The sequence below is a fragment of the Fictibacillus sp. BK138 genome (genome assembly GCF_004216955.1).
Classification (GTDB): Bacteria; Bacillota; Bacilli; order Bacillales; family Fictibacillaceae; genus Fictibacillus.
In genome coordinates this window covers 421,114-444,073 of the sequence record NZ_SGXL01000001.1, presented here as the reverse complement: position 1 = coordinate 444,073, position 22,960 = coordinate 421,114, and the positions used below count along the sequence as shown (strand labels likewise).

Genomic DNA, 22,960 nt, shown 5'->3' with positions numbered 1-22,960 from the left:
ATTAAACCATTTTTTGTTAGGTAGCAATGGGACGGTTATGCTCACAAACATCACTCCTAACAGTAATCCTACCAAATTCAACTAATAAGGATAAACTTCATCCACTTATTGAACAATGTAGAGGATCGTTTAAGGATTATCCTGTTGAGTATGTTCAAAACAATCAATTAAAATAATATAATGTGAGAGATAAAAAAAGGCAGGCTTTTAAACAAATGTTTAATGTCTCGCCTCTTTTTGTTCTAAAGTTCCTCTTACATCTTTTAAATATGAACCTTACTGTGTTTTCATTTATGATAGTTCCAATATAAAGTTAATTAAACTCCACTTCTTTTTATTAATACGCATATCTCTCAATCAACTGAATGACTTCATTCCCACTCAAACCATGCGGAATATTTATCCGGTCCAGCTCATATTGTGGTGAATCTTTATAGACATGTCCTTTTTTTACGGTAAAGGCTGCTTCAAAGCCAACTTCTTTTGCAACCTTTTTAGTAGTCGCACTATAAGAACCATAAGGATAAGCTAAGGCTAGGCTTTCCTTCCCTAAGTGCTTCTCGATCAAGTCTTTTGATTTTGATAGATCTTTTCTAATTCTTTCTTCATATTGATATGTATCCTCACCGTTTATAGCAGAACTCAGCAAAGCTCGATTTCCTACTTTATAATGTGAATCATTCGTATGACTCTGAATGTCTACAAAGCCGCTAACCTGCATCTCTTTTGCTTGCTCCCAGCTGAAATGAGGATTATAGTACGTTTTCTTCCCCATCTCTTCTGTTACTACAAAAATTGTTGCTTTCATCTCTAATTCTTTTAGAATAGGAAAAGCATATTCATAGTTACTAGAGTATCCATCGTCCATTGTAATTAGGATCGGATTCTCAGGAAGAATGCCTGTCCCTCTTTGATTATTGATCAATTCATCAACAGTAATTGTTGTATAGCCTTTTGATTTTAAGGTTTGAAGATGCTCCCTAAATTCACTTGGTTTAATCGTGGTATTACCATCAGAAATAGTATTTGAAAAATGATGATACATGAGGACAGGAATAGTGGTCTCGTTATTAATTGAAACTACGTTCGTTTGACCGTTCCAGCTTACTTTTGCATCAAATGCCTCACTTATAAAACGAAGAGGAACCATCGTCCGGTTCTTTAAGATTCTAGGTTCAACGTCCATCATGAGGGACTTGCCATTTTTAAGTACCTTCTTATTCCCAACATTCATGGAGATCAAGTTCCAGCCATGATGAATCTTAATATTTCCTTTTTTATAATCAACTTTGGCATTTGCCAGAACTTTTGATACTTTACGCACAGGAATCATTGTTCGACCGTTAAGTATGGTTGCGGAAACATCATCAAAGTTCACTTTATTTCCGTTAATAAAAACATCAGGGTTTTTGGATGTCTCTGCGGTAACAGGTGTAGTCGTTAAGAACATACAACAAACAAAAGTAAAAATAGACAAACTAAATAATTTCTTCAAGCTTTAAACCTCTCATCTTCTCTTAGTTGATATTTTCAAGCGTCGATACAGTAGTAAAGAACCAATCGTTATATCGTCATTTAGACCTATTAATTGATAGTTATAGTGAAATATAGTTATTTAGAATTACTATTTATGTAATTCAATTCCTTTTACGAATTTCATAGATATAATGGAATTTATAGGTTTGTAAGTGAGGGTTAATTGATTTACTGGAGGTTTTTTTATGTACAGAAAACTGCCAATTATAGGGGCATTATTCTTATTCATCATTACGATCGTGAACTTACTATCTGAAAACGACTATGTAACTGACTATGTCAGTCTTACATTGTTTATTATTATTTTAGTTTTGTATTTTGCATTTAAAAAGGGAACATCTTCAAAGTGAAAGTCTATCAGATTAGATATTGGAAAAATTATATTGCAGTTGTTCTTATATTATTAATCTTAATTAGTTTATTGCTACCTCAAAAAGCATTTGCCACATCCTTATAAGGGCGGCATTCCTTCAAATTCTCCATTTTTTAATAAAATAGTTTTAAATTAAACACTTTTCGACAAAACACGACACATCCTAGCATTATAGTCATGCTATATTAGAATAGTATGACAAATTTGAAAGGATTGTGATGTTATGTCAGTTAAACGATCGTTTAAAAGATTACTAGCTTCCTCTCTTGCCATTGGGTTAATTTCTTCCCAAGTCGCAACCGCTACATATGCCGCTCCAAAAGATTTTCATAAGAAAAAAGAACCAAAATCGTTCAACCTGTCTCTCATGCATACGAATGATACGCATGCACATTTAGATAATGTAGCAAAACTTGTTACTGCTGTTAAAGAAGAGCGCGCGGAAAACCCAGATGCTTTATTGCTCAATGCAGGTGATGTTTTCTCAGGAACTCTCTATTTTAACGAGTTCAAAGGACAAGCCGACCTGGAGTTTATGAACTTGCTAGACTATGACCTTATGACTTTCGGTAATCATGAGTTTGACCTAGGCTCTAGCCCTGAAGGTCACCAGGCTCTTGCTGATTTTGTAAAATATGCAGAATTTCCGTTCGTTAGTACGAATGTTGATTTTTCTAACGATCCGAAGTTAAGTCCTTTATATAAAGACAAGATGAAACGCAATGCAAAAGAAGGAAACATCTACCCCACTGTAATTAAGAAAGTAAACGGAGAAAAGGTAGGATTCATCGGTCTTACAACTGAAGAAACGGTTGACATCTCCAGCCCTGAAGGTGTCGTTTTTGAAAACTACATTGAAGAAGCTGAAGAAGCTGTTAAGAAGCTTGAACGCCGTGGAATTAATAAAGTTGTAGCGATCACACACCTCGGCTATGATGATAATCCAGCGTATGACAACGACCTTGAACTGGCAAAACACGTTGAAGGGCTTGATGTAATTGTCGGCGGACACAGCCATACAAAACTAACAGAGCCAGTTGTAGTCGCTAATGATGAAAACGGGCAATCAAAAGACCCTACGGTTATAGTACAAGCTTCACAATATAGCGAATTCCTCGGAACACTTGATGTTCAGTTCAACAAAAAAGGTGAAGTGATTGGACAAGCTGGGGAGCTGATTGAAGTAAAGACAAAAGCTGAAGACCCTGAAGCTGCTGAACTTCTTCAAAAGTACTCTAGTAAAATCGAAGAATTAAAGAATACACCAACTGGCGGAGTTGCCGAAAAAGAACTAGCTAACCCCCGCTCAGAAGGTGACGGTCCAAGTGTAAGAAGTAATGAAACAGAATTAGGAAACCTGATCACAGACGGGATGCTCGATAAAGCAAAAGAATTCAATCCAAATGTTCTGATGGCTTTCCAAAACGGCGGCGGAATCCGTGCACCGATCGATCAAGGTGAAATCACTTATGGTGATGTACTAACGACGCTTCCATTCGGAAATACACTTGCGACAATGACATTGTCTGGAGCAGAAATCAAGAATGCTCTAGAGCACAGTGTAAGCCAGTCACCTAAAGAACATGGTGGCTTCCTTCATGTTTCTGGCATGAAGTTCACCTATGACAGCACGCAGCCAGTTGGCAGCCGAGTTGTGTCAATGGATGTTGAAACGGCAGAAGGAGAATTCACTCCACTTAGCTTGGATCAAGAATATGTAATCGCAACAAATGCCTTTACAGCTAAAGGCGGCGATGGATTTACAGTATTCAAGAATGCATATGAACAGGGTCGCGTAACTGATTTGGGTGCTTCTGACTGGGAGAATCTTCGTGATTATGTAGCGGAATTAGGAACGGTAAATCCGCAAATCGAAGGCCGAATTGTGGATGTATCTAAATAATAGGATTGGGCTGACCCAAAAGTGTAACAACTTTTGTGGTCAGCCTTTTTTTTGTGGTTGAAATAGTGTTTGGTTCATAGAAATGCTCTTTTGACTCATTGAACTTCCACTTTAGCTCATAGACTCAACTTTGACCCATAGACTCTTCGTTTTGACTCATAGATCTTCCACTTTGGTTCATTGGCTCTTCCTTTTGACTCATAGAATCTACTTTGACCCATAGACTCTTCCTTTTGACTCATAGAACTTCCACTTTGGCTCATAGACTCTTCATTTTAACTCATAGAACTTCTACTTTAGTTCTAGGCCTCCAAAAATCACTCACCAAAAAGATTTTCTAAAAAGCCATCCATATCAATCCCTATAAAAGAAGTACAATTCCGCTTCTCTATTCATATGAATTTATATTCTACCGCTATATTTTGTAAAAAAATATTCAGGTTTTGTAATAATATGGTAAAATTGATTAAAACACTATGAGGTGGATTTCGTGGTCTTAAAGATTACTGTAATAACGATCATCTTACTAGCAATTGCGGCTGCTTTTGCAGCTTGGTTTAATACGCATCTCATCCTTAAGGATTTAGAGGAAATCAAGGATAAGTTAGGTATTAAATCGATTTACAAAGCTTCCTTTCTTGATCGCGACCTCGATAATGATCAATGATTACTCTAAAAATTTAATACTGTCGAAAATAGGAAAATATGCTATATTAAGTCGTGGAAAATTTTTATTGTGGAGGTAAGATTTTGGAGAAAGAAGAATTAAAAAAGGTAATAATGCTCGGCCTTCCCATAGCAGTTAAATATGAAAACATAAAGCAAAAACGTGACAGCATCGTGTTTCCGATCTTCATTGGATCCTTGGTGATAAGTTTGATTCTTTTATCCTTTCTGGTAATCTCGTTGCCTGGTATAAATAAAACAATCGTAACTTTTGGGTTTTTTTATTCTGTAAAAGAACTTCTTAAACTTAGTTTGGGTATCGTATTAATTTTTGCTTTCGTTCCTGTTCTTAATTTAGTTCCTTTAAGCATCGGAAGTCTCATTCTAATACCGAGAAATAAAAGTTTAACGAACGAGATGTCGAACGTTCAAACAGAATTTAATCAGATAACGAATCTCCCAAGTACGTTTAATAACACTAAAGCACTTAATAAATTTAACGACTATCTTTACAGCGGCAGAGCTACTAATTTGCAGGAATGTTCCTCTATTTACTTTAATGAATTCAAGCAAGTTAGCTCTAATATAGCTTTAGAAGCAGAAATACCTTCTATTACCCCTCGTAACATATAAACTAAAAAAAAACTTTGGAGTAGGACAAAGGGGTATAATGATGAAAAAATGGATTTTTACAATTTCATCCTTAATCAGTTGGTGGATATTTTTTGTATGGATTTCTTCCAATATATATTTTACTGAATCAATGGATTTTGGGGCTTTCCTATATACCTCAGTTTTCGGTTTTAGTCCTTTTTTATCAGCTTTAATGACATATTTAACATATAAGTTCTGCATTAAATTATTATCTGATTTTACGCTTCAGGTGCTAATTCTTTTCTACATCCTTATATCCATTTATGGAATAAATTTCATTTTTAATATTTAATTAAATGTTAATATTTGTAAAAAGACTGGTGCAATTGAGGAAGAAAACTTCGTCTAATTTAATTCAATAAGAAATGTTAAAAGCACTGCGATTTGCAGTGCTTTTTCGATTGCTATATTTAATATGCGATTCCCTTTTTTATTTCACTTTTGTATTCCAAAAGAAACCCGTAAATAAATGGGTATCGGTCTTTTGTTATAACCACTCTTTTTTATTTTCCAAGAACCTCATTGTTTTTCTATAGATTTGTATATTCCATTGTTTTAATAGAAGGAGAACAATCACTAATACGACCATTGCTATGCTATAAACTATTCCGGCCATTACGAAAGCACGCAGCAATCCAAATTCACCTTTGATTAAAAGCAATACAGTAACGGAGATCATTAAGATTTTTAGTGAGACTGCTAACTTTCTAGTTTCAAACGTGTAATTCTCGTTAAGCTTCACTTTGCTTCTTAGTAAGCCAATGATCCAGAGATATAAAATTGTAAGCACACCACTTGAAATCCCTAATATCATATCCATTACTAGATCCTAATAAGTAAAGTAACTAACATAAATAATTGAAAAGATAATGTATGCAAAAGAAAGTGAACATACTGCCGTGCTTCTTACCGTCTCTTTATCTTGTTTGATATTTTTAGCTAAAGTTGCACCGCTAACAACAAAAATGATTGCTGCAATTGGAGCCGTGTAAAATAAAAACCCCATCCCTTTACCCCTTTCCTCACTAATAAATCATTCTTCTTCAATATGGATTACACCTTCTCAAGAAGAAAGTGTTTTAGTTTCTGAGCATCCGTTTCATTTATGAATTTCATTTGTAATACCAAATCTCTTTCTCCTTCGATTTTCAATATCAATTGATTTTCTTTACGTTTCACTTCTTCTATACTTCCAAGACTTATTTTTCTTACTTTTCTTAATAAGACCTTATAGAATAATTCACCTTTTTTAATTACTACATAGTTAATCTTGTGTGCATTTAGAAAATAGATCCCTAAATAGATATAGGTTACTAAAAATGCAGCATTCCAGAACAAAAAAAGATAATTTCGTTCGTCAAAACTTAAATAAACAATGTAACCTTGTAAGGCAGCTACTACAAAACATAGGAAACCACTTACCTTCAATCGAGACATTAATTTATATTTGATTTCCATTGATCAAGACCCCTTATGAAAAATTGGTATATATTCCTAATAATTAAGAAACCCGTTAAACACTTGTTTAAAACATTAATAGTCTCAAATATGGAATAGATGTTGAAATAGTTCATTTCCCTAAACAACTATTACAGTTCAAACCCGATGCTTGAGCTATTTTCCTTTCACTTTGGATAAAGCGCTAAGTTATGTATTTAAATTAAACGGCATCTAACTGCCACAGTGTAATGATAACTGGCTGCCTTTTTGGATGGGAGCAGCTTGACCTAAACTGATTTTGTCCCTGTGAATACGAGTAAAAACTATTGAACCTCAGAAGCATCATGCTCTTGAGGTTCATTTTTATGCTTTATTTAAAAAGTTAATGTTCTCACCTTCAATGATGAATAGGACAAATGAACTATGAATAAAGTGGTTCAGGGAGGTGGTGAACAGATGAAAAAATACATTTTAGCAAGTTTTCTGGTGTTAGCTTTCATTCTGTCTGGCTGTAGCGACCCTGTTCAAGACGATCTAATGGATTATATAAATGAGAAAACACCGAAACTCGCTGAAAAAGAGTTGGCTGCTGTTGGTAAGTATGAAAACGTAACGGGAGCAAATTATACGAATGATGAAACACTTTACTTCGCCCTAAAGGATGAGATCATTCCAGAATACAATGACTTTATCAATGAATTGGAAGCTGTAGAGATCGAAACGGATGACTTAAGAAAAATACATGAAGATTACATTGAAGCTGCCAATATTCAAAGCAGCGCTTTTTTAATGATCGTAACCGCTATTGAAAATCAGGATAGCTCGTTGATTAATGAAGCCAATGAGAAGTTAAATACGGCAAGAAAGATGATTCGTGACTACCAGACTGATATTGATAAGCTGGCGAAGGAGCATGATGTAGAGTTAGAAAAAACGAAGTAATATTGTTCATCCATAAAAATCCCCTTCTCAAATTGAGAGAAGGGGTTAACTTGTTATCTATATCTCTGCTTATAAGTAATCGCTTGCCAGAATTCTTTAGCAATCGCTTGATATCCATTAAGGTTTAAATGTATATCTAACGGATTTTCTAAGTACTCTTTTGCAATGATGTCATCCACCTGTACGTAGATGTCTCCATTTGCTTTTGCTTGTGCCTTTATATTTTGATTCAATGCATCAAGTACCGGCAATAACTTCGCTTGCTCACTTTGAGGATAATGCGGGAATGCGTTGTAGTAACCCATGATATAGACCTCTGCGCTAGGATTCATTTGATCGATTGACTTGAGGATTAACCCGATGTTATTACTCGCATTCATTAAAGCTGTCGGTACATTCTGCGGATCGTAACGCAGAGCTCCAAGAACATCATTCGCCCCGATATCAATGGTGATGTGCGTTGCTTCTCTAAGTTCTTTTTGAACAGTAGTGTTAAACATTACGTCATTCAATAAGTGATAAGTAGTATAGCCTGATACACCAAAGTTGTCATAATCAGCTACAGCTCTTTTGTACGTTTTAAAATGATTGACCAAGTAATCAGGATAGCTAAAATCAAATGTTTTGAACGGCGTTTGCCCGGCAGCTAAGGAATCCCCTAATGCAACGTATTCCACAGTATTGCTTCCTTTAGCAAAAGCACCCATTGGCATTGCTGTTAACAATGCTCCCGCAACCAATAAACTTGCAGCTTTCTTCCTTAAATTCAAATCGATCCACTCTCCCTTAAAGATATTAGGTCTTTCAACCTGCACCTTTACTATAATTCTTCCAATTAAAGGGGCTACCTTCCTATAAAACTGGTTTTTTGTTAGACAAATTACTACATTCTCCCTACTAAATTAATTCGGATACACTTTTTAAAAATAAAAAATTCGAATCTTATCTGGTACCCTATTAAAAAAGAAATTTGAGGAAATCTTAACGGGTACACGAAATAACAAGCGGGATCGCATAGCAATTAGCATTATAAATTGCAGCGTAATTCGTTGCGTTTTTTCTTGATATATAAGAATTCGGGTTAAAAAAACACCATTTTCATCATCTTAATTAGCATCCCAACTTGAACAAATTTTAGCAAGATGACAATAACTTTACTGACTCATTTTTAAATGTTTTTTTCTTTAAAAAGATTTTTTAAATCTAAATGAAGGTCAGCAACGTCATTACTATTGTAGAGAAAAAAAGCGTAATTCCTCTTCTTTTTAACGGTTCCCACAGACCTATTTCCTGTTTTTTGAGAAACCGTAGTTAGGTCTTATTGCTTATTTTATATATTTAAAAACAAATATCATAACTATATAACTGTTTTTTATTGGAATTATTTACAAATATTTTCAATTAATCTACTATTCATTCATACACATTAACTCTACAGGATAGTGTCAAACTTTATTCCTATCAATTTTCTCATTTACATAATCCCATCGCCTATTTGCTTTGATGAAAATTGAGTATTCAGCAAATAAATTCAGAAGTTAAAAGGAGAGAGAAACATGAAAAAGGCAAAATTAAAGGTTTCGGCATTATTACTAGGGGTAGGGATTTTATCTTCACAAGCTGCTTTAGCAACTTATAGTTCATATGGTACTTTTGAAGTTAAAGAGGGTACTACACAAACTGTAACTACTACCGGAAGTAAGTTAAAGCAAGCTAAAGAGACTGATGCCACTACTGTAAATTTTTACGCTATCGTAAAGACAATGTGGTCAGATCCTGATGCACGAATTGTTAATTCAGATGGTGAAAAAAGAAGTGATTGGGTAGAAATCAAAACAACTGATGAAACGTTCACAGCAGGTAATAATACGGGTACAAAAGGCTACAATTATTATGCTCAGGTAAGACCAGATGCTACGCAAAGCGGGACTGATTCTATCAAGCTAAAATTTAATCCAAGATAAGTAGAGTAATCATCATTTAATCATGATATTATTTCTGTAGAGTGAGATGTGTATATTTTACATTTGATAGAGAAACTGGGGGAGCGTTTGTGGTCTTACAAGAATGTTTACGTTACTATAAATCTAAGTTTAATATTCTCTTAACTGTTGTTCTCTTGATTATTATTGGTGCTAGCTATTATGCGACTTATCTAGAAAAAAAAGAATGGGTAGTTGTCCTTCAATCTGGTGCAGAGGATGTTAATGTTACCAAAGTGTCAGAAATTATCTCTGGATACACTGGTTCTTTATATTTTGAAAGCTTTTTATTCTCAAGTGATTACAATGCATTAGCAGCTCTTATTCTGCTGATTGGTTTTGGAATTTCAATTGGTTCAACTACATTTAAGTCTGTACAATCAAACTATGGCACCATGGTTATGACACGGATGTCCTATAAGAACTACCTTAAAAATGTGCTGATAGCCCAAGCCTTATACATGGCAACGTTTGTCATTGGTTTTTTCTTTATTATTTTTTGTCTTACGGTAGTATTTTTTCCAGGCGGAATACAAATTTCATCTAGTTCGTTTGTTGGAGATCTTCCTTTCTTCCAATACCTTGCTCTTCTTGCAACAGCTATTATTCATTTATCTATTTATATTATCGTGATCATCCTTATTACTACTGTAAGTCCCTTGTTTCTGAAGAATAAGTACGTTATCCAGCTTTTCCCGTTTGCGATTGTTATGGTCACTTATTTCATTGCGAATGTCTTAGGAAATGTGAATGAGGATTTAGCCTTTCTAACATCCTTTATCGTTCTTGATAATGTACTTTTTAATAGCATAGGTTTATTCAATTCGTCTCAATCTGCGTTAATGATCATCTTGACTAGCATCCTATTTATTATGATGAGTATAATCGTTTTTATCTATATGTTTAAAGCTAACATTAAGAAATTCGGACAGGACTATATCTAATATGAGCAAAAAATATAGCATCTTGGTTTGGGCAGCTTTCTATTTGGTCATGGTTCACTACATATATAGTGAATACGTAAAACTGCATAATCCAGAAGAAGAAACATACCTATTTTTAGAGCAGTCTCTTTTTCGGCTGCAGAAGTTTCTCTACAATACCAGCATCTTTTTTACAATTTACTTATTTATCATGAAATTACCCTTTACCTCACCTATGTTTGTAAGCCGGTGTAAAGAAGCTTACACAAAGCATATCCTTATGTATGGTTTAAAAATATGCAGCATCTATGTTTTGTTCACATTGCTTATACACCTTGGGATTCCTATGCTGTTTGGTACCTATATACCTATCACAGGTGAAATTATTTTAAACACGGCTAGACTCCTTTCCTTTGTACTATCCATGTACTTTCTATATTTATACTTATATTTAAAAACGAACAAGCAGATCTTAAGCATGCTAAGTATCTATGTAATCAATCTCACTATCCTAGTCATTTATTATTCCGTTTCTTTTGCACTCGGGATAAATTCTACGATAGAAATGGAACTGCGTATACTTACTATCCTATCTTCCGTAATCAATATCGTTGGTCTGCTAGCCATCATCAATATAAGTAGAAATAGGGATTTTATATGACAAGAAAAAACATTGTGCTGCTCTCGGGAATATTTTTACTCTATCTTAGTGTTAACAATAGTGAAGGCGTCCATATTTCCTCTCTTGAACGATTGGCCACTGGCTATAACGATGTAACGAATAAGATGCAATTTTATAACTATCTGCTTAATTTAGGTACAATGGTGATTTATATCTCCATCATAGAGAGCGCGATCGCCTCCAGATTTAGGCTTCGCAATTATATAGCAACACGCGGAGGACATAAAACGCTAATCAACTGCTTGTTAAGAACAGTCATCCAACATATATGTGTCATTCTATTCATTAAACAGGTTGTCTACCTTTTCTTTTATTTCATTTCGGAATCATTCTCATCCTTTTATGGATTTGACATGTTATCTACCTTTTTAACACTAAGTTTGTTAGCTTTGTTCCTAATCTTGCTGAAACTACAAGGAATCAAAGAGAAACTTTCTCTGTTTTCTATCGTATCGATTACAGCAATCGCCCAATTTTTGTCTTATCATTATCCTATCTTTTCAACGATTGTTATTGCTTCTGCAGGATGGCAGGAATGGCAAGCATTGATGCTAGTTTGTAAAAGTGTGGGGATTTTAATTATGATGAGCATTGTTATTTTCTTATCGAAGCCAGGTAAAATAATGGAGGTTGTCGAACAATGATTACGTTAGAAGAAGTAAATAAACAACTTAAAGAAAAAAGAGTCTTACAGGACATATCTCTAACGTTACAGAAAGGAAAAGTCTATTTATTAAGAGGGCATAACGGAAGTGGTAAAACGATGTTGCTAAGACTTCTCTGTGATTTATTGCAACCAACCTCTGGGACTGTAAAGAAGCCTAGTTATACGTATGGTGTGATGATCGAGAACCCTTCGTTTATTGAACATGAAACCGCTCGTTCCAACTTGAAATTCCTTGCATCGATCCAAAAGAAAATCGGTGTAAAAGAAATAGATTCATCCTTACAAAAAGTAAATCTGCTCGAATACGCAGATACAAAAGTTAAAAACTTTTCACTTGGAATGAAACAGCGTCTCGCATTCTGTCAAGCCATCATGGAAGATCCTGACGTGCTGCTGTTAGACGAACCGTTTAATGCACTGGATGATGATAATTTTGCAGAAATGGTCCATTCCATACAAGAAATGAAAAAAGACAAGATCATCGTAATCGCCGCTCATGGCTTTAACCTCTCAGAAATCCCTCTGTTTGATGAAGTAATTACGATGAATGATGGTAAGATTAAAAGTGTTGAAAGTATATAAACAGGTTTTCAAAAAGATGTAAATTAAAAGCTCGCCTATCGGCGGGCTTTATTTAAATTTAAATATAAAGGGATAATCACATCGTTGTGATTAGGCATCTTACCACTTTTATTTATAATGAGTAATTCCGAATATGACAGAAAACGTGACTAATGAACAAATATTACATAACTAAACAATCATTTTACTTCAAAAATAAGTTCTTTGTTTACTGCTACACTGCTATCATAGATGGCTTCTTTAATATCTTGATTATTAAATTCTTTCGTTACCGTGAACGATTCCGTTTTATTTTCTATTTCCTCATATTTCTCACTATCGAAAACTAAAGACCCAGATAATAATTTATCCAGGTCTTTGTTATTTAAAGAGTTTTTTTCTAATTTCAAAAGAATGTGTTTCTTACAAAAAAAAATAAATGTTATGAGACCTTCGTCTTGACATCAGTGTTCACCGAGATTTTGTGAAGCGATTCTTGCATTTTGAATAAAACAATTAAAAGTTCACAATAAATACGAGTAAGTACTGGGCCCACTAGTATTAAAACTAAGCCCATAAAAAACCTGTCTCAAAGGAAACATTGATTTTTATATAAGTTAATGCTGGTTATTATTTTACTAAGATTTTCAATACATCCACTACAGGATCAAAATATCGGTCCCTTTCACGCATGGAGAATCCTGGGTGGTATGTGCGATATGTATGATAAGGTAGATCTGGATGGCTAACTCTAGCAAACTGTCTAGGATTAAAATGTTCAACAGGCTCAAAGACAGCATCATTGAATGTCTTTTGAATACGAGCGTCATAAAAAGGACCTGTGAAAAAGATGACCACATCTGGTTGAAGCATTTGTATCTCATGATTTAGTACAGGGAATGTAGAACAGATAATGTCTTCTACAGTTTTTGGAGGTCTTTTTTTCTTAACATGATTCATTTTAATTAAATTGGTTGTCATAAAGGTCGGTGCAGATGATGCTGGATTTAACGCTTTGTGTATGGCATGTGATCCTTTCCAGAATGGAGTATGTGACCATCTTTCTTTTTCCCTAAAATCAACATACTTCTGCTGAAGTTTCGTTATCGCTTCTTCTTTATCTTCATGCAGCAATTCTTCATATATTCCCCATCCGTTCGGCTCTTTACCTACGATAAGTACTTTCTTTTCATTCTCCTCATATCCAGGAACAATGTCCACGAGCCATGGTTTTGAATACTGTGAAACATCCACTCGTCCATCAACTAATTCGTCTTTCAACTTCTCCCAATACTCTTTATAAACTAGCTGGAGTTCTTTTTCCTTTAATGTCGTACGATTGTACATTCTTTAACCCCCTCGTTGCTGTATCTATTAACTATACCAATAAATGTAAAATATTTCTATATAGTGTAATTATTTGGATTTCTGACTAAAGGAATGAGTATGGAAAGACGATATAAAACAACAGAAGTAATAACTCGAGGTGAACATTCTAACTATGAAAAAAGTGTTTATTCCATCACTGCTCGTGATGATTGTCCTACTCCTGGGCATGTTGCTCGCCTATTTTTTGTATACCTTAGATACACCAAAGCAAGATAAGGTTTCGGCTCCTGAAGTGAAAACGGAAATCGTTGAGAAAAAAGTAGAAGTAAAAGTACCCGTTAAGGTTCCTGTAAAAGTTTCTGAAACGAGCAGCTTGAAGAAAATCATTAAAGACACACAGAGTAAGGTCGTCCAGATTGAGACTTCTTCTGGATCACAAGGGTCTGGTTTTCTATACAACAACAGAGGCGACATCGTTACGAATGCCCATGTGGTGGGCTATGAGGTGGACGTGACTGTCAAAACGAGTGACCAGCAAATCTATCAAGGACAAGTGATCGGACGCAGTGAAGATACAGATATTGCTCTTGTTCGTGTAACTGGTTTAGCGAATATCACCCCACTTAAAATAAACCAGAAAAAAGCGGAGCTCGGCGATGATGTCGTTGCAATGGGAAGTCCTCTTGGCCTGCAAAATACTGTAACGGTCGGAATCATAAGTGGTCTTGATCGCTCCTTTCAAGGCGAGTCCTATTATTACAATAACTTGTATCAGATTACAGCTCCTGTATCTCCCGGGAACAGCGGCGGACCGATTGTGAGTGGCACAGACGGATCAGTCCTTGGAATCAACTCAGTTAAACATTCGACTGAGCATATAGGCTTCAGCATCCCGATTTTCGCCGTACTCCCTACCTTAAAGAGCTGGTCTGATAATCCTATGAATCTTACTGTCTACGAAGAAGAGTATGAATTTGAATTACCTGAGTATGATGGGGAACTTTATGAAGATTACGAGGGTTATGAGGAATATGATTCATATACTGAACCAAATGATGGCGTAACCGAATATTACGATTTCATCCCTGATGATGCACTTGGTGTTGTCTATCATTATTATGATTATTTGAATGCTGGTCAATACGAACAAGCATATGAGTTGATCGGAGGTAACTGGAAAGCATCTTCTCCATCATTAGAGAAGTTTGCAGCAGGGTATGCTCAAACTTTAAACACATCGATAATCGATCCTTACGTTTATGATAACGGAGACGGAACCTATCAAGTAGATTTAACAATAGAAGCTCAAGAATTCGTGAGTGATGGTGAACAAACCTCTTATTATGATCTTAGTTATGTTATTGGGTTAGAAGACGATGTTCTAAAGTTACTAGGTGTGGGATCGCGTTAGGTATGAAAAGTGAGATTCTTGAAGTTAAGAGACAAGTTAACAGAATAAAGTGTAATAACTGAGACAATGGTGTAAAAACAAAAATACTCCACGGAAAAAAAACTTTGAATTTATGAAAGGTATAGAGCTAATTCAATATTTCCTCGATTTGTAAAATTTCTAAACCATAATTTTATATTAACTTAATCATTTGTTAATTAATAATAAATGAAGTTTAGTATAGATGTTCTAATTTTATTTCTAGAACTTTTTATAGAAAGACGATAAATATTAACTTTTGGAGGAACTAATGCAAGAAATTCGACAACTTTCAAGATTTCATAAAGTGGGACAAGGACAATTTTATTCTTCTTCCTTTTATAATGTAGATAGTGATGAAGAGATTAGATATGTAATTGATTGCGGTGCTGATAAACCATATTTAAAATCACTTAATACGGAAATAGATATATATCTTCAAACTTATAATAAAAGTTCTCTCCACTTATTAATTTTGTCGCATTTACATTATGATCATGTCTCAGGACTAAAGAAACTATTAGACGGTTTTAAAGCTCTAGAAACTAGTGTAGATTACATCATTATACCTTATATAGACGATTTAATGAGAATTTTTCTATTTGCAAAATATCAAGAGGAGACTTTGGAAGAATGGTTTTTTGAATTTTTATTACAGCCAGTAGAATTTTTAAAAAGTTATACGTTTGTTAAAAATGTATTAATTATACATCCCTCAGATAATCAATCCTTAAAAGACGATAGAATTTTACCTTCAGATTATAATAATGATTTTATACACATTTCACGAAGCATTGTTACACCATCAACAAGTACGAGTTTAAAAGATATAAATACACCTAATGTTTTCCATATAAAAAATACAAAAATTAGTTTTTATTCGTTAATTGAACTAGACTTTTGGTATAAACAATGTAACCAGGACGTTCTTATTAAATTTAAAGAAGCATTGAAAGGAATAGATATAAACAAAGAATTAGAAAATTTTACTAAAAAATCTAAAGTTTATAAACAATATTTAAAATTAAATAAAGATATAAATGACACCTCATTGTGTGTTTCAATAACTTTTAATGAACATAAGTTATACCGATCTCGATCTTATTTTCATTTTAATAATACAATGGGATTTTTATTAAAAGACGACTTTTTATTGAATTATAAAGCTCTTAAAGTTAATTCTTTTAGTAAATTTAAAATTGATCTAAGACATAGTAACGACTATGAGTTAAGACAACTAGGTATTTATTGTAATACTCCTAACTTATTTAATAAATCATATGGTTACTTGTTTACTGGAGATATCAATTTATCTCCTAATAAAAACGGTACTATAAGTAGTACTTTTGAATCCTTTACTAATCATTACTTATCTAAATCAGGTAACATAGGAATCATTGTAGTCCCTCATCATGGTTCTGAAAAAAACTGGGATGTAAGATTATTAAATTATTTTAATGATCCATTTTTTGTGATCTCATCAGGTATAAAAAATAAATACCGCCATCCTGATTTTTCGGTAGTTAACGATTTGTATAATACTGGATGGGCTTGGGCTAACAATGAGATAAGTTTTAATCATGGGTTAGTTTTGTATTTTAAATGATATAATAGAGCCCCCATTATAGGGGGCTAACAGCACTTATACGAAATTCATAACACTTTGTTTTAATGATACAAGCTTTTTTTCATTATCTCTAAAATTAAATCCCTTTACCCCAAAATAAAACTTAATCTTTGGTTCAGTCCCTGATGGTCTTAAACAGAACCAACTTCCGTCCTCTAATATAAACTTCAGTACATTGGATTTTGGCAACTGCATTCCTTCCATTTCAACGTCTACTTTGCGGATGCTGGTCTGATAATCTTCAACAGCTATTACCTTCAGCCCGGCCACTTCAACAGGTGGTTTCACACGAAAGTCGTTCATCATCTGCTGGATCTCTTCTGCTCCGTCTTTTCCTTTACGTGTTTGAGAGACTAGATCTTCTCTATAGAAACCATACTTCTCAAAGACTTCTAGTAAACCTTCGTATAATGACATTCCACGAGATTTATAATAAGATGCTACTTCTGCTGCTAACACACATGATTGCACCGCATCCTTATCTCGAACAAAATCTCCAATGAGGTAACCATAGCTTTCTTCATAACCGAATAAGAACTTGTGCTCACCTGTTGCTTCATACTCCGCAATCTTTTCTCCAATAAACTTAAATCCAGTTAGGGTGTCTACTGTCTTAATACCATAATGAGCTGCAATCTCTATACCAATCTCAGACGTTACAATAGTTTTGAGGACTACACCGTTTTCTGGAAGTGTTCCGTTATCTTTTTTCTTCATTAATATATAATCCAGCATTAATGCTCCTAGCTGGTTACCCGTTAGCACTTCATATTCACCATTATGATTCTTTACTGCTACTCCAACACGGTCAGCGTCTGGATCGGTCCCCATTAACATATCTGCGTCATGCTTCTTGCCGTACTGAATTGCTAATTCGAATGCCGCATGTTCTTCTGGATTCGGTGACGTCACCGTACTGAAGTTAGCATCCGGTAACTCCTGCTCTTTCACCACCGTTACATCTTTAAAACCTAACGATTCAAGTGCTCGGCGAACTGGCAAGTTGGCTGTACCGTGAAGTGGTGTAAAGACGACTTTCAGATCACAAGCATGTTTCTTTACTAACTCTTGATCTTGCACAATGGTCATCAGCAATTCGTTATAAGCTGTATCCACTTCCTCCAGTACATAAGTTAAGAGTCCATTCTGGAGGAGTTCTTCTTCCATTGCTACTTCAACCCTTAACTCATCTTCAACATTATTAACATATTCAATAATTTGATCAGCCATAGCTGGAGGAATTTGACCACCGTCTGGTCCATATACTTTGTATCCGTTGTATTCCGGTGGATTGTGACTGGCTGTAATGACAATACCCGCATAAGCATTTAGATATCGTACTGCAAACGATAACTCTGGAGTTGGTCGTAGTTTTTTAAATAAGTACACTTTTATTCCATGTCGACCGAGATTTAATGCGGCTTCCCGTGCAAATTCAGGTGACATATGTCTTGAATCATAAGCTATTGCTACACCTCTTTCTTTTGCTTCTTCACCTTGCTTCTCTATGTACTGAGCCAGTCCTTCTGTTGCTTTCCGCACCATAAACTTGTTTATACGGTTTGTGCCAGGACCAATTTCTCCTCGCATTCCACCCGTACCAAATTCAAGGTTCTTGTAAAAAGCATCTTCTTTCTCTTTTTCCGAAAACCGCATCATTATTTCTCTCATTGACTTATCAACAATAGAACTGTTTAACCATTTTTCATATGTTGCTTTCCAATCCATACAATGATCTCCTTTTCTAAATGTAAACATAGCGAAACAAGGGCAGCCGATTCACGACTGCCCTTGTCTACTACTATTTAATTCTTTAAAATTGTTTCAAAGCCTAACACATTTTCTTGTATTTCTTCCCAAGTCATATAAAGACGAACAATATCTTCTTCTATTAACTGTGTACCTGTTTGTACTTCAATTATTTCTAAATCTGTTATTGCTCTAATAGCATGTTTATCTCCAGATTTTATTTTAAGAATATCTCCGGGTTTAACAAAAATAAGTTCACCATTTAAGATAAATTCACCTTTACCTTTTATAATCGTCCAAACTTCATCTCTAAAGTCATGTAACTGATAACTTAAGTTTTTACCTGCAGAAACACCAATTCGTTTTGTTAAAACTTCCTTATCCTCTTCAAACTTTGTATAATCTAAAACACGATACCAACCCCATCTGCGTTCTTCATACATGGGACGATTATCAAATACACCTACTAATTCCTTTATGCGTGGACTAGCATCTTTGTCTGATACAAGGATTCCATCCGGACTAACTGCTACAATTAAATTTTTTGCGCCTAATACAGTAACCGGAATATCAAGTTCATTAATTAAATGTACATTTTCACTATCTTCACTAATGACACCTTTTCCAATTTGAGTTGTAGCCATTTCTTCTGTTAAGGTATTCCATGTTCCAAGGTCTTTCCAATACCCATCATAAGGAAGAACAACAATTTCTTTTGTTTTTTCTACAACTTCATAATCAAAGCTGATTTTTGGTAATTGATTATATTGTTTAAGAAGTTCTCCATACTGAATTGGTAACCCTTTTTCTTCAAGGATTGAGATAATGTAACCTAATTCAAATGCAAATACCCCACAGTTCCATAACGCACCGTTGTCAATTAACTCTCTTGCAGCATCTTCAGAAGGCTTTTCAGTAAAGCGTGTTACTGCAAAGTAATCTTCCCCACTCTCATTAAGACTTGGAACAATATAACCATACTTAGAGGATGGATATGTAGGTTTTACCCCAATCAACGCTAACTGAGCATTGCTATTCATTATGGTTTTTTCTAGATCTTTTACCCGATTGAAAAATTGATCGTCTACATAAGGATCTACTGGTAAAATTCCAACTACCTCATCTAAGTTCCCACCCATATGGCTGTACAAATATGATGCGGCTAAAGCAATAGCAGGAAATGTATCTCGGCGACTCGGTTCAATAATTAAGCCAGCTTGATTATCAAGCTGGCTTTTAATCATATCTTCTTGTGATTTACCTGTTGCTATAATTGTTGAATCCGCTAGACCTACATTTTGAATCTGCTCCCACACTTTTTGTACCATAGATTGCAAATTTAATTCTGTATCTTCTAATACTTTTAAAAATTGCTTAGAGCGAGAGTCGTTCGATAATGGCCAAAGACGTTTTCCAGAACCACCTGAAAGTAAAACAAGCTTCATCCTAATAAACCTCCTCTTTTGATAAAGATAAACTTTTTTCCTTTAATGTCTCATCTACAAATCTTTTAAACTCTTCTCTAAATCGTTCTGGAGAGTATTTTATTGAGTTTTCTCTACAATTTATTGGCGATATAAAATCACTAATTTTTTCAAATTGTTTTACTGCATCTTCTATAGATTGTGGAGTCTGCTCTTTAAAAAATAAACCAGTTGGATTTTCTGTTTCATTAAATCCGTTAACTGTCTCTAAAGCACCACCTTTTCCAAAAGCAATGACAGGTGTACCACAGGCTTGTGCTTCAACAGGAGTTATTCCAAAATCCTCCTCAGCTGCAAAGACAAAAGCTTTTGCTCTTTGCATATGGTCTTTTAAAACTTCAAATGATTGATATCCTAATAGTTGTATATTATTTTTTGCTTTTACTTTTATTTTTTCAAAATCAGGACCGTCACCAATTACTATTAATTTCTTATCAGGCATATTGTTAAATGCTTCGACAATAACGTTTATCTTCTTGTAAGGTACCATTCTTGAGGCTGTTAGGTAAAAACCTTCTTTTTCATGCCCCATAGTAAAACTGCTAACGTCTACAGGTGGATAAATCGTCGAAGATTTTCTTCTATAAACTTTCCAAATACGATTAGAAATAAAATTTGAATTGGATAAGAAATAATCTACACCATTAGAAGTCCTATAGTCCCAATTTCTAATCTGAAATAACAAAAATTTAGCTATTAAACCTTTTAAACCCTTATTTAATCCAGCTTCTTTTAGATATTGATGTTGCAAATCCCAGGCATACCGTATTGGAGAGTGTACATATGAGATATGCAATTGTTCCGGTCCAGTTATTACTCCTTTTGCTACCGCATGAGAACTAGAAATAATAACATCATATTTTGAAACATCAAATTGTTCAATTGCTATAGGCATTAATGGTAAATAACTACGGTATTTAGTTTTTGCTAAAGGTAAGTTCTGAATAAAAGATGTATTTACCTTTTTATTCAAAATAAAATCTCGTTGCCCTTCAGGAATGAAGTCAACGAGACTAAAGATATCGGCCTCTGGATATACTTTTAATATTTCTTCTAGTACTTTTTCAGCACCAGCATAAGTTACTAGCCAATCATGTATAATTGCGATTTTCATTTAATACCTCTTTTATTTTATTAATTAATTCTTCGGAGGTCTTAGACCAATGGTACTTTTTACTCCTTCTTAAACCATTTCTTTTTAAATCTTTAATCAAGGTTTCATCATTGTAAATTAAATTAAAACAATTCTGAAGCTCTTGGAAATCATTCGGATTAAAATATAATGCTGCATCTCCACAAACTTCGGGTATTGAAGCGGCGTTGGAAACTATTACCGGACACCCCATATTCATTGCTTCAAGTGGAGGTAATCCGAAACCCTCGTATAATGATGGGAAAATAAATGCTTTTGCATTTTTATATAAAGCTTTTAGCTGCTCATCTGTTACGTATCCAATAAACTTTATATTATTATTTTTTTTGTATTTTTCTTTAGAAAACACTTTGCCATTAGAAGATCCAGCAATTACTACTTGCCCCTTAAAACTAGTCATCTGTTCTAAAGCATTTATTATTAATTTAAAGTTTTTATTTGGATGCATACTACTTACTGCAAAAAGATAATCTTTTTTATCCAATCCGTTATTAATTAGGATTGATTCATCACTTTTTAATTTATCAATATGGTTAGCTGCTATAGGAATAACTGATATCTTTTTCTTTAAGTTGGGTAAATACCTCACTAGTTCACCCTTCGAAAAATTAGAAACAGTAATTATTTTATAAGAAAATCTAGCAACAAATAAATATAAAAGTCTATACCATAAAATAAATTTCAAAGAATAACCTTCTGGTTTAGAAAATATAGCAGCATCATGAATAAAAACCATTTGTTCTTTTTTTAATGCAGGTGCAGTATTACAAAAATTAATTAATAATTTCTTTTTGCAATAAAAGGGTAACTCTAATTGTTCCCATAAATGTCCAGTTAAGTGGCCGACTTTTTTCATCTTAATATTTTTCAATTCCAATTTTAATGTTTGATTTTTAGGCAATAATATTTCAAAAGAAATAGGTTCACCTTTATAAAACAGTAGTTCACAATCTAAACTTTTTATTATTTCTTGAGCAACTCTTTGTACACCTGTAGTATTCTGAGTTAAAAATCTTCCATTTATATATATTTTCATGATTTCCCTCCACTTCTTTTCTAATTATTATTAATCCTTGAATTTGAAATTTGACAACTGTACAAAATAAGCTACGAACTTTAAATTACCGATAATTCTTTGTGTCTTTTGTATCTAAAAAGGGGGGTAATTATCCTTTCCACAATAACTTTTTCAGTATCAAAAAAGCAAAGTCGGATATCGACTTCGCAAGTTTTGGTATAAGCAGTTAAAAATTCTAAATGAAGTAATATAAACCACTTTATTTTATCATTACACATTGTTATTTATTTATAAATCTTTTTTCCATATAGCAGGAACACCAGCGTACAAACTATTAGGTTTACAATCCTTTATAACAACAGAACCTGCCGCAATTATACAACCTTCACCAATTGTTACTCCTGCAAGAATTGTAGATCTAGCTCCTATCCAACATCCATCCCCTATAGTAATTGGTAGACTAATAACTTTTCCTGCTCTTCGCTTTGAATCTCCCAATTCATGTGTATCACTCCCAATAATTACATCCATAGCAATACAGCAGTCTGTTCCGATTGTAACTCTAGCATTACTTTCAATAAAACAACGATTGTTTAAAAATGAGTTCTTTCCTATAACAACATTTGGAGTTCGGAAATAACAATGCGAGTTAACATTTATTCGATCGTTATTTATTCCGAAAATACGGTACCATCTCCATCTAACCCTTTTAGGAAATATTGTGCAACCTCCAATAACATTAACTAAAAAAGACCAGGCATGATGTTTAATCCTTTTTAACAAAGATATCCCCTACTTAATGATGATGTATTAAATAATTATAAAATTTCGTTTAACAAATT

At 34.1% G+C, this 22,960-nt stretch carries 25 protein-coding genes; 12 read left to right on the top strand and 13 right to left on the bottom strand.

Annotated features, from left to right (window positions below; all coding sequences use genetic code 11):
- Positions 1-337: 337 nt before the first annotated feature.
- Entirely contained in the window at positions 338-1,495 is a 1,158-nt protein-coding gene (locus tag EV282_RS02265) for a stalk domain-containing protein (RefSeq protein ID WP_130293419.1), read from the bottom strand.
- A 226-nt stretch (positions 1,496-1,721) separates the two neighbouring features.
- Between EV282_RS02265 and EV282_RS20080 the strand changes: the two genes are divergently transcribed.
- From EV282_RS20080 to EV282_RS02255, 4 genes are all read left to right on the top strand, one after another.
- A complete protein-coding gene (locus EV282_RS20080) occupies positions 1,722-1,886 on the top strand; it encodes a hypothetical protein (RefSeq protein WP_165389325.1) in 165 nt (54 codons plus the stop codon).
- Between the two features lie 246 nt (positions 1,887-2,132).
- On the top strand, positions 2,133-3,812 hold the full coding sequence (locus EV282_RS02260) for a bifunctional metallophosphatase/5'-nucleotidase (RefSeq protein ID WP_130293417.1): 1,680 nt from the start codon (positions 2,133-2,135) through the stop codon (positions 3,810-3,812).
- A gap of 490 nt (positions 3,813-4,302) precedes the next feature.
- The gene (locus tag EV282_RS20075) at positions 4,303-4,479 is read left to right on the top strand and encodes a hypothetical protein (protein ID WP_165389324.1); all 177 of its coding nucleotides are present in this window, start codon (positions 4,303-4,305) and stop codon (positions 4,477-4,479) included.
- A gap of 83 nt (positions 4,480-4,562) precedes the next feature.
- Positions 4,563-5,111, top strand: coding sequence for a hypothetical protein (locus EV282_RS02255; RefSeq protein ID WP_130293415.1), 549 nt, complete (start codon positions 4,563-4,565; stop codon positions 5,109-5,111).
- 508 nt (positions 5,112-5,619) lie between these two features.
- On the opposite strand, the gene EV282_RS02250 is transcribed toward EV282_RS02255, so the two are convergent.
- Genes EV282_RS02250 through EV282_RS02245 form a run of 3 tightly spaced genes read right to left on the bottom strand, consistent with a single transcriptional unit; the run spans position 5,620 to position 6,590 of the window.
- A complete protein-coding gene (locus tag EV282_RS02250) occupies positions 5,620-5,952 on the bottom strand; it encodes a hypothetical protein (protein ID WP_130293413.1) in 333 nt (110 codons plus the stop codon).
- 9 nt (positions 5,953-5,961) lie between these two features.
- Positions 5,962-6,138 carry a hypothetical protein gene (locus EV282_RS20070; RefSeq protein ID WP_165389323.1) on the bottom strand — a complete coding sequence of 59 codons (177 nt, stop codon included), beginning with the start codon at positions 6,136-6,138 and terminating at the stop codon, positions 5,962-5,964.
- Positions 6,139-6,185: 47 nt separating this feature from the next.
- On the bottom strand, positions 6,186-6,590 hold the full coding sequence (locus EV282_RS02245; protein WP_130293411.1) for a hypothetical protein: 405 nt from the start codon (positions 6,588-6,590) through the stop codon (positions 6,186-6,188).
- A gap of 438 nt (positions 6,591-7,028) precedes the next feature.
- On the opposite strand from EV282_RS02245, the gene EV282_RS02240 reads away from it, so the two are divergent.
- A complete protein-coding gene (locus EV282_RS02240) occupies positions 7,029-7,514 on the top strand; it encodes a membrane lipoprotein lipid attachment site-containing protein (protein ID WP_130293409.1) in 486 nt (161 codons plus the stop codon).
- A gap of 53 nt (positions 7,515-7,567) precedes the next feature.
- Here EV282_RS02240 and EV282_RS02235 read toward each other — a convergent pair whose 3' ends face one another.
- Positions 7,568-8,284 (bottom strand): SGNH/GDSL hydrolase family protein, encoded by a 717-nt coding sequence (locus EV282_RS02235; RefSeq protein ID WP_130293407.1) that lies wholly within the window; start codon positions 8,282-8,284, stop codon positions 7,568-7,570.
- A gap of 786 nt (positions 8,285-9,070) precedes the next feature.
- On the opposite strand from EV282_RS02235, the gene EV282_RS02230 reads away from it, so the two are divergent.
- The 5 genes from EV282_RS02230 to EV282_RS02210 all read left to right on the top strand — a co-directional run bounded on the left by EV282_RS02230 (position 9,071) and on the right by EV282_RS02210 (position 12,350).
- Positions 9,071-9,478 (top strand): hypothetical protein, encoded by a 408-nt coding sequence (locus EV282_RS02230; RefSeq protein WP_130293405.1) that lies wholly within the window; start codon positions 9,071-9,073, stop codon positions 9,476-9,478.
- An 89-nt stretch (positions 9,479-9,567) separates the two neighbouring features.
- Positions 9,568-10,440, top strand: a complete 873-nt coding sequence (locus EV282_RS02225; protein WP_130293403.1) for a hypothetical protein — start codon at positions 9,568-9,570, stop codon at positions 10,438-10,440.
- A 1-nt stretch (position 10,441) separates the two neighbouring features.
- On the top strand, positions 10,442-11,080 hold the full coding sequence (locus EV282_RS02220) for a hypothetical protein (RefSeq protein ID WP_130293401.1): 639 nt from the start codon (positions 10,442-10,444) through the stop codon (positions 11,078-11,080).
- A complete protein-coding gene (locus tag EV282_RS02215) occupies positions 11,077-11,745 on the top strand; it encodes a hypothetical protein (protein WP_130293399.1) in 669 nt (222 codons plus the stop codon). Before EV282_RS02220 ends, EV282_RS02215 begins: the two co-directional genes overlap by 4 nt.
- Entirely contained in the window at positions 11,742-12,350 is a 609-nt protein-coding gene (locus tag EV282_RS02210) for an ATP-binding cassette domain-containing protein (protein WP_130293397.1), read from the top strand. Before EV282_RS02215 ends, EV282_RS02210 begins: the two co-directional genes overlap by 4 nt.
- Positions 12,351-12,529: 179 nt before the next feature.
- Here EV282_RS02210 and EV282_RS02205 read toward each other — a convergent pair whose 3' ends face one another.
- From EV282_RS02205 to EV282_RS02195, 3 genes are read right to left on the bottom strand one after another with little or no spacing between them, the layout of a single operon-like run.
- Positions 12,530-12,739 carry a hypothetical protein gene (locus EV282_RS02205; RefSeq protein ID WP_130293396.1) on the bottom strand — a complete coding sequence of 70 codons (210 nt, stop codon included), beginning with the start codon at positions 12,737-12,739 and terminating at the stop codon, positions 12,530-12,532.
- 32 nt (positions 12,740-12,771) lie between these two features.
- Positions 12,772-12,906: a DUF4282 domain-containing protein gene (locus tag EV282_RS02200; protein WP_130293394.1), complete on the bottom strand. Its 135-nt coding sequence runs from the start codon at positions 12,904-12,906 to the stop codon at positions 12,772-12,774.
- Positions 12,907-12,959: 53 nt separating this feature from the next.
- Positions 12,960-13,676 carry a hypothetical protein gene (locus tag EV282_RS02195; RefSeq protein ID WP_130293392.1) on the bottom strand — a complete coding sequence of 239 codons (717 nt, stop codon included), beginning with the start codon at positions 13,674-13,676 and terminating at the stop codon, positions 12,960-12,962.
- A 154-nt stretch (positions 13,677-13,830) separates the two neighbouring features.
- Between EV282_RS02195 and EV282_RS02190 the strand changes: the two genes are divergently transcribed.
- Both EV282_RS02190 and EV282_RS02185 read left to right on the top strand, forming a co-directional pair.
- Entirely contained in the window at positions 13,831-15,069 is a 1,239-nt protein-coding gene (locus tag EV282_RS02190) for a S1C family serine protease (protein WP_130293390.1), read from the top strand.
- A 289-nt stretch (positions 15,070-15,358) separates the two neighbouring features.
- On the top strand, positions 15,359-16,693 hold the full coding sequence (locus EV282_RS02185) for an MBL fold metallo-hydrolase (protein WP_130293388.1): 1,335 nt from the start codon (positions 15,359-15,361) through the stop codon (positions 16,691-16,693).
- A 36-nt stretch (positions 16,694-16,729) separates the two neighbouring features.
- Here EV282_RS02185 and EV282_RS02180 read toward each other — a convergent pair whose 3' ends face one another.
- The 5 genes from EV282_RS02180 to EV282_RS20410 form a co-directional block, all read right to left on the bottom strand.
- Entirely contained in the window at positions 16,730-18,442 is a 1,713-nt protein-coding gene (locus EV282_RS02180) for a phospho-sugar mutase (protein WP_130293386.1), read from the bottom strand.
- A gap of 77 nt (positions 18,443-18,519) precedes the next feature.
- Complete coding sequence (locus EV282_RS02175) at positions 18,520-19,908, bottom strand: sugar phosphate nucleotidyltransferase (RefSeq protein WP_130293384.1); 1,389 nt, start codon at positions 19,906-19,908, stop codon at positions 18,520-18,522.
- A 1-nt stretch (position 19,909) separates the two neighbouring features.
- Positions 19,910-21,061, bottom strand: a complete 1,152-nt coding sequence (locus EV282_RS02170; protein ID WP_130293382.1) for a glycosyltransferase family 4 protein — start codon at positions 21,059-21,061, stop codon at positions 19,910-19,912.
- Positions 21,039-22,136, bottom strand: coding sequence for a glycosyltransferase family 4 protein (locus EV282_RS02165; RefSeq protein ID WP_207224276.1), 1,098 nt, complete (start codon positions 22,134-22,136; stop codon positions 21,039-21,041). The genes EV282_RS02170 and EV282_RS02165 overlap by 23 nt, the downstream gene beginning before the upstream one ends.
- A 270-nt stretch (positions 22,137-22,406) precedes the next feature.
- Complete coding sequence (locus EV282_RS20410) at positions 22,407-22,901, bottom strand: acyltransferase (RefSeq protein ID WP_207224275.1); 495 nt, start codon at positions 22,899-22,901, stop codon at positions 22,407-22,409.
- Between the last annotated feature and the right edge of the window lie 59 nt (positions 22,902-22,960).

Bases quoted from the DNA above. Each gene is read 5' to 3' on its own strand.
- EV282_RS20080 (WP_165389325.1), top strand. From the start codon at position 1,722: ATGTACAGAAAACTGCCAATTATAGGGGCATTATTCTTATTCATCATT.
- EV282_RS02260 (WP_130293417.1), top strand. From the start codon at position 2,133: ATGTCAGTTAAACGATCGTTTAAAAGATTACTAGCTTCCTCTCTTGCC.
- EV282_RS02250 (WP_130293413.1), bottom strand. From the start codon at position 5,952: ATGGATATGATATTAGGGATTTCAAGTGGTGTGCTTACAATTTTATAT.
- EV282_RS20070 (WP_165389323.1), bottom strand. From the start codon at position 6,138: ATGGGGTTTTTATTTTACACGGCTCCAATTGCAGCAATCATTTTTGTT.
- EV282_RS02245 (WP_130293411.1), bottom strand. From the start codon at position 6,590: ATGGAAATCAAATATAAATTAATGTCTCGATTGAAGGTAAGTGGTTTC.
- EV282_RS02240 (WP_130293409.1), top strand. From the start codon at position 7,029: ATGAAAAAATACATTTTAGCAAGTTTTCTGGTGTTAGCTTTCATTCTG.
- EV282_RS02230 (WP_130293405.1), top strand. From the start codon at position 9,071: ATGAAAAAGGCAAAATTAAAGGTTTCGGCATTATTACTAGGGGTAGGG.
- EV282_RS02220 (WP_130293401.1), top strand. From the start codon at position 10,442: ATGAGCAAAAAATATAGCATCTTGGTTTGGGCAGCTTTCTATTTGGTC.
- EV282_RS02215 (WP_130293399.1), top strand. From the start codon at position 11,077: ATGACAAGAAAAAACATTGTGCTGCTCTCGGGAATATTTTTACTCTAT.
- EV282_RS02210 (WP_130293397.1), top strand. From the start codon at position 11,742: ATGATTACGTTAGAAGAAGTAAATAAACAACTTAAAGAAAAAAGAGTC.
- EV282_RS02200 (WP_130293394.1), bottom strand. From the start codon at position 12,906: ATGGGCTTAGTTTTAATACTAGTGGGCCCAGTACTTACTCGTATTTAT.
- EV282_RS02195 (WP_130293392.1), bottom strand. From the start codon at position 13,676: ATGTACAATCGTACGACATTAAAGGAAAAAGAACTCCAGCTAGTTTAT.
- EV282_RS02190 (WP_130293390.1), top strand. From the start codon at position 13,831: ATGAAAAAAGTGTTTATTCCATCACTGCTCGTGATGATTGTCCTACTC.
- EV282_RS02185 (WP_130293388.1), top strand. From the start codon at position 15,359: ATGCAAGAAATTCGACAACTTTCAAGATTTCATAAAGTGGGACAAGGA.
- EV282_RS02180 (WP_130293386.1), bottom strand. From the start codon at position 18,442: ATGGATTGGAAAGCAACATATGAAAAATGGTTAAACAGTTCTATTGTT.
- EV282_RS02175 (WP_130293384.1), bottom strand. From the start codon at position 19,908: ATGAAGCTTGTTTTACTTTCAGGTGGTTCTGGAAAACGTCTTTGGCCA.
- EV282_RS02170 (WP_130293382.1), bottom strand. From the start codon at position 21,061: ATGAAAATCGCAATTATACATGATTGGCTAGTAACTTATGCTGGTGCT.
- EV282_RS02165 (WP_207224276.1), bottom strand. From the start codon at position 22,136: ATGAAAATATATATAAATGGAAGATTTTTAACTCAGAATACTACAGGT.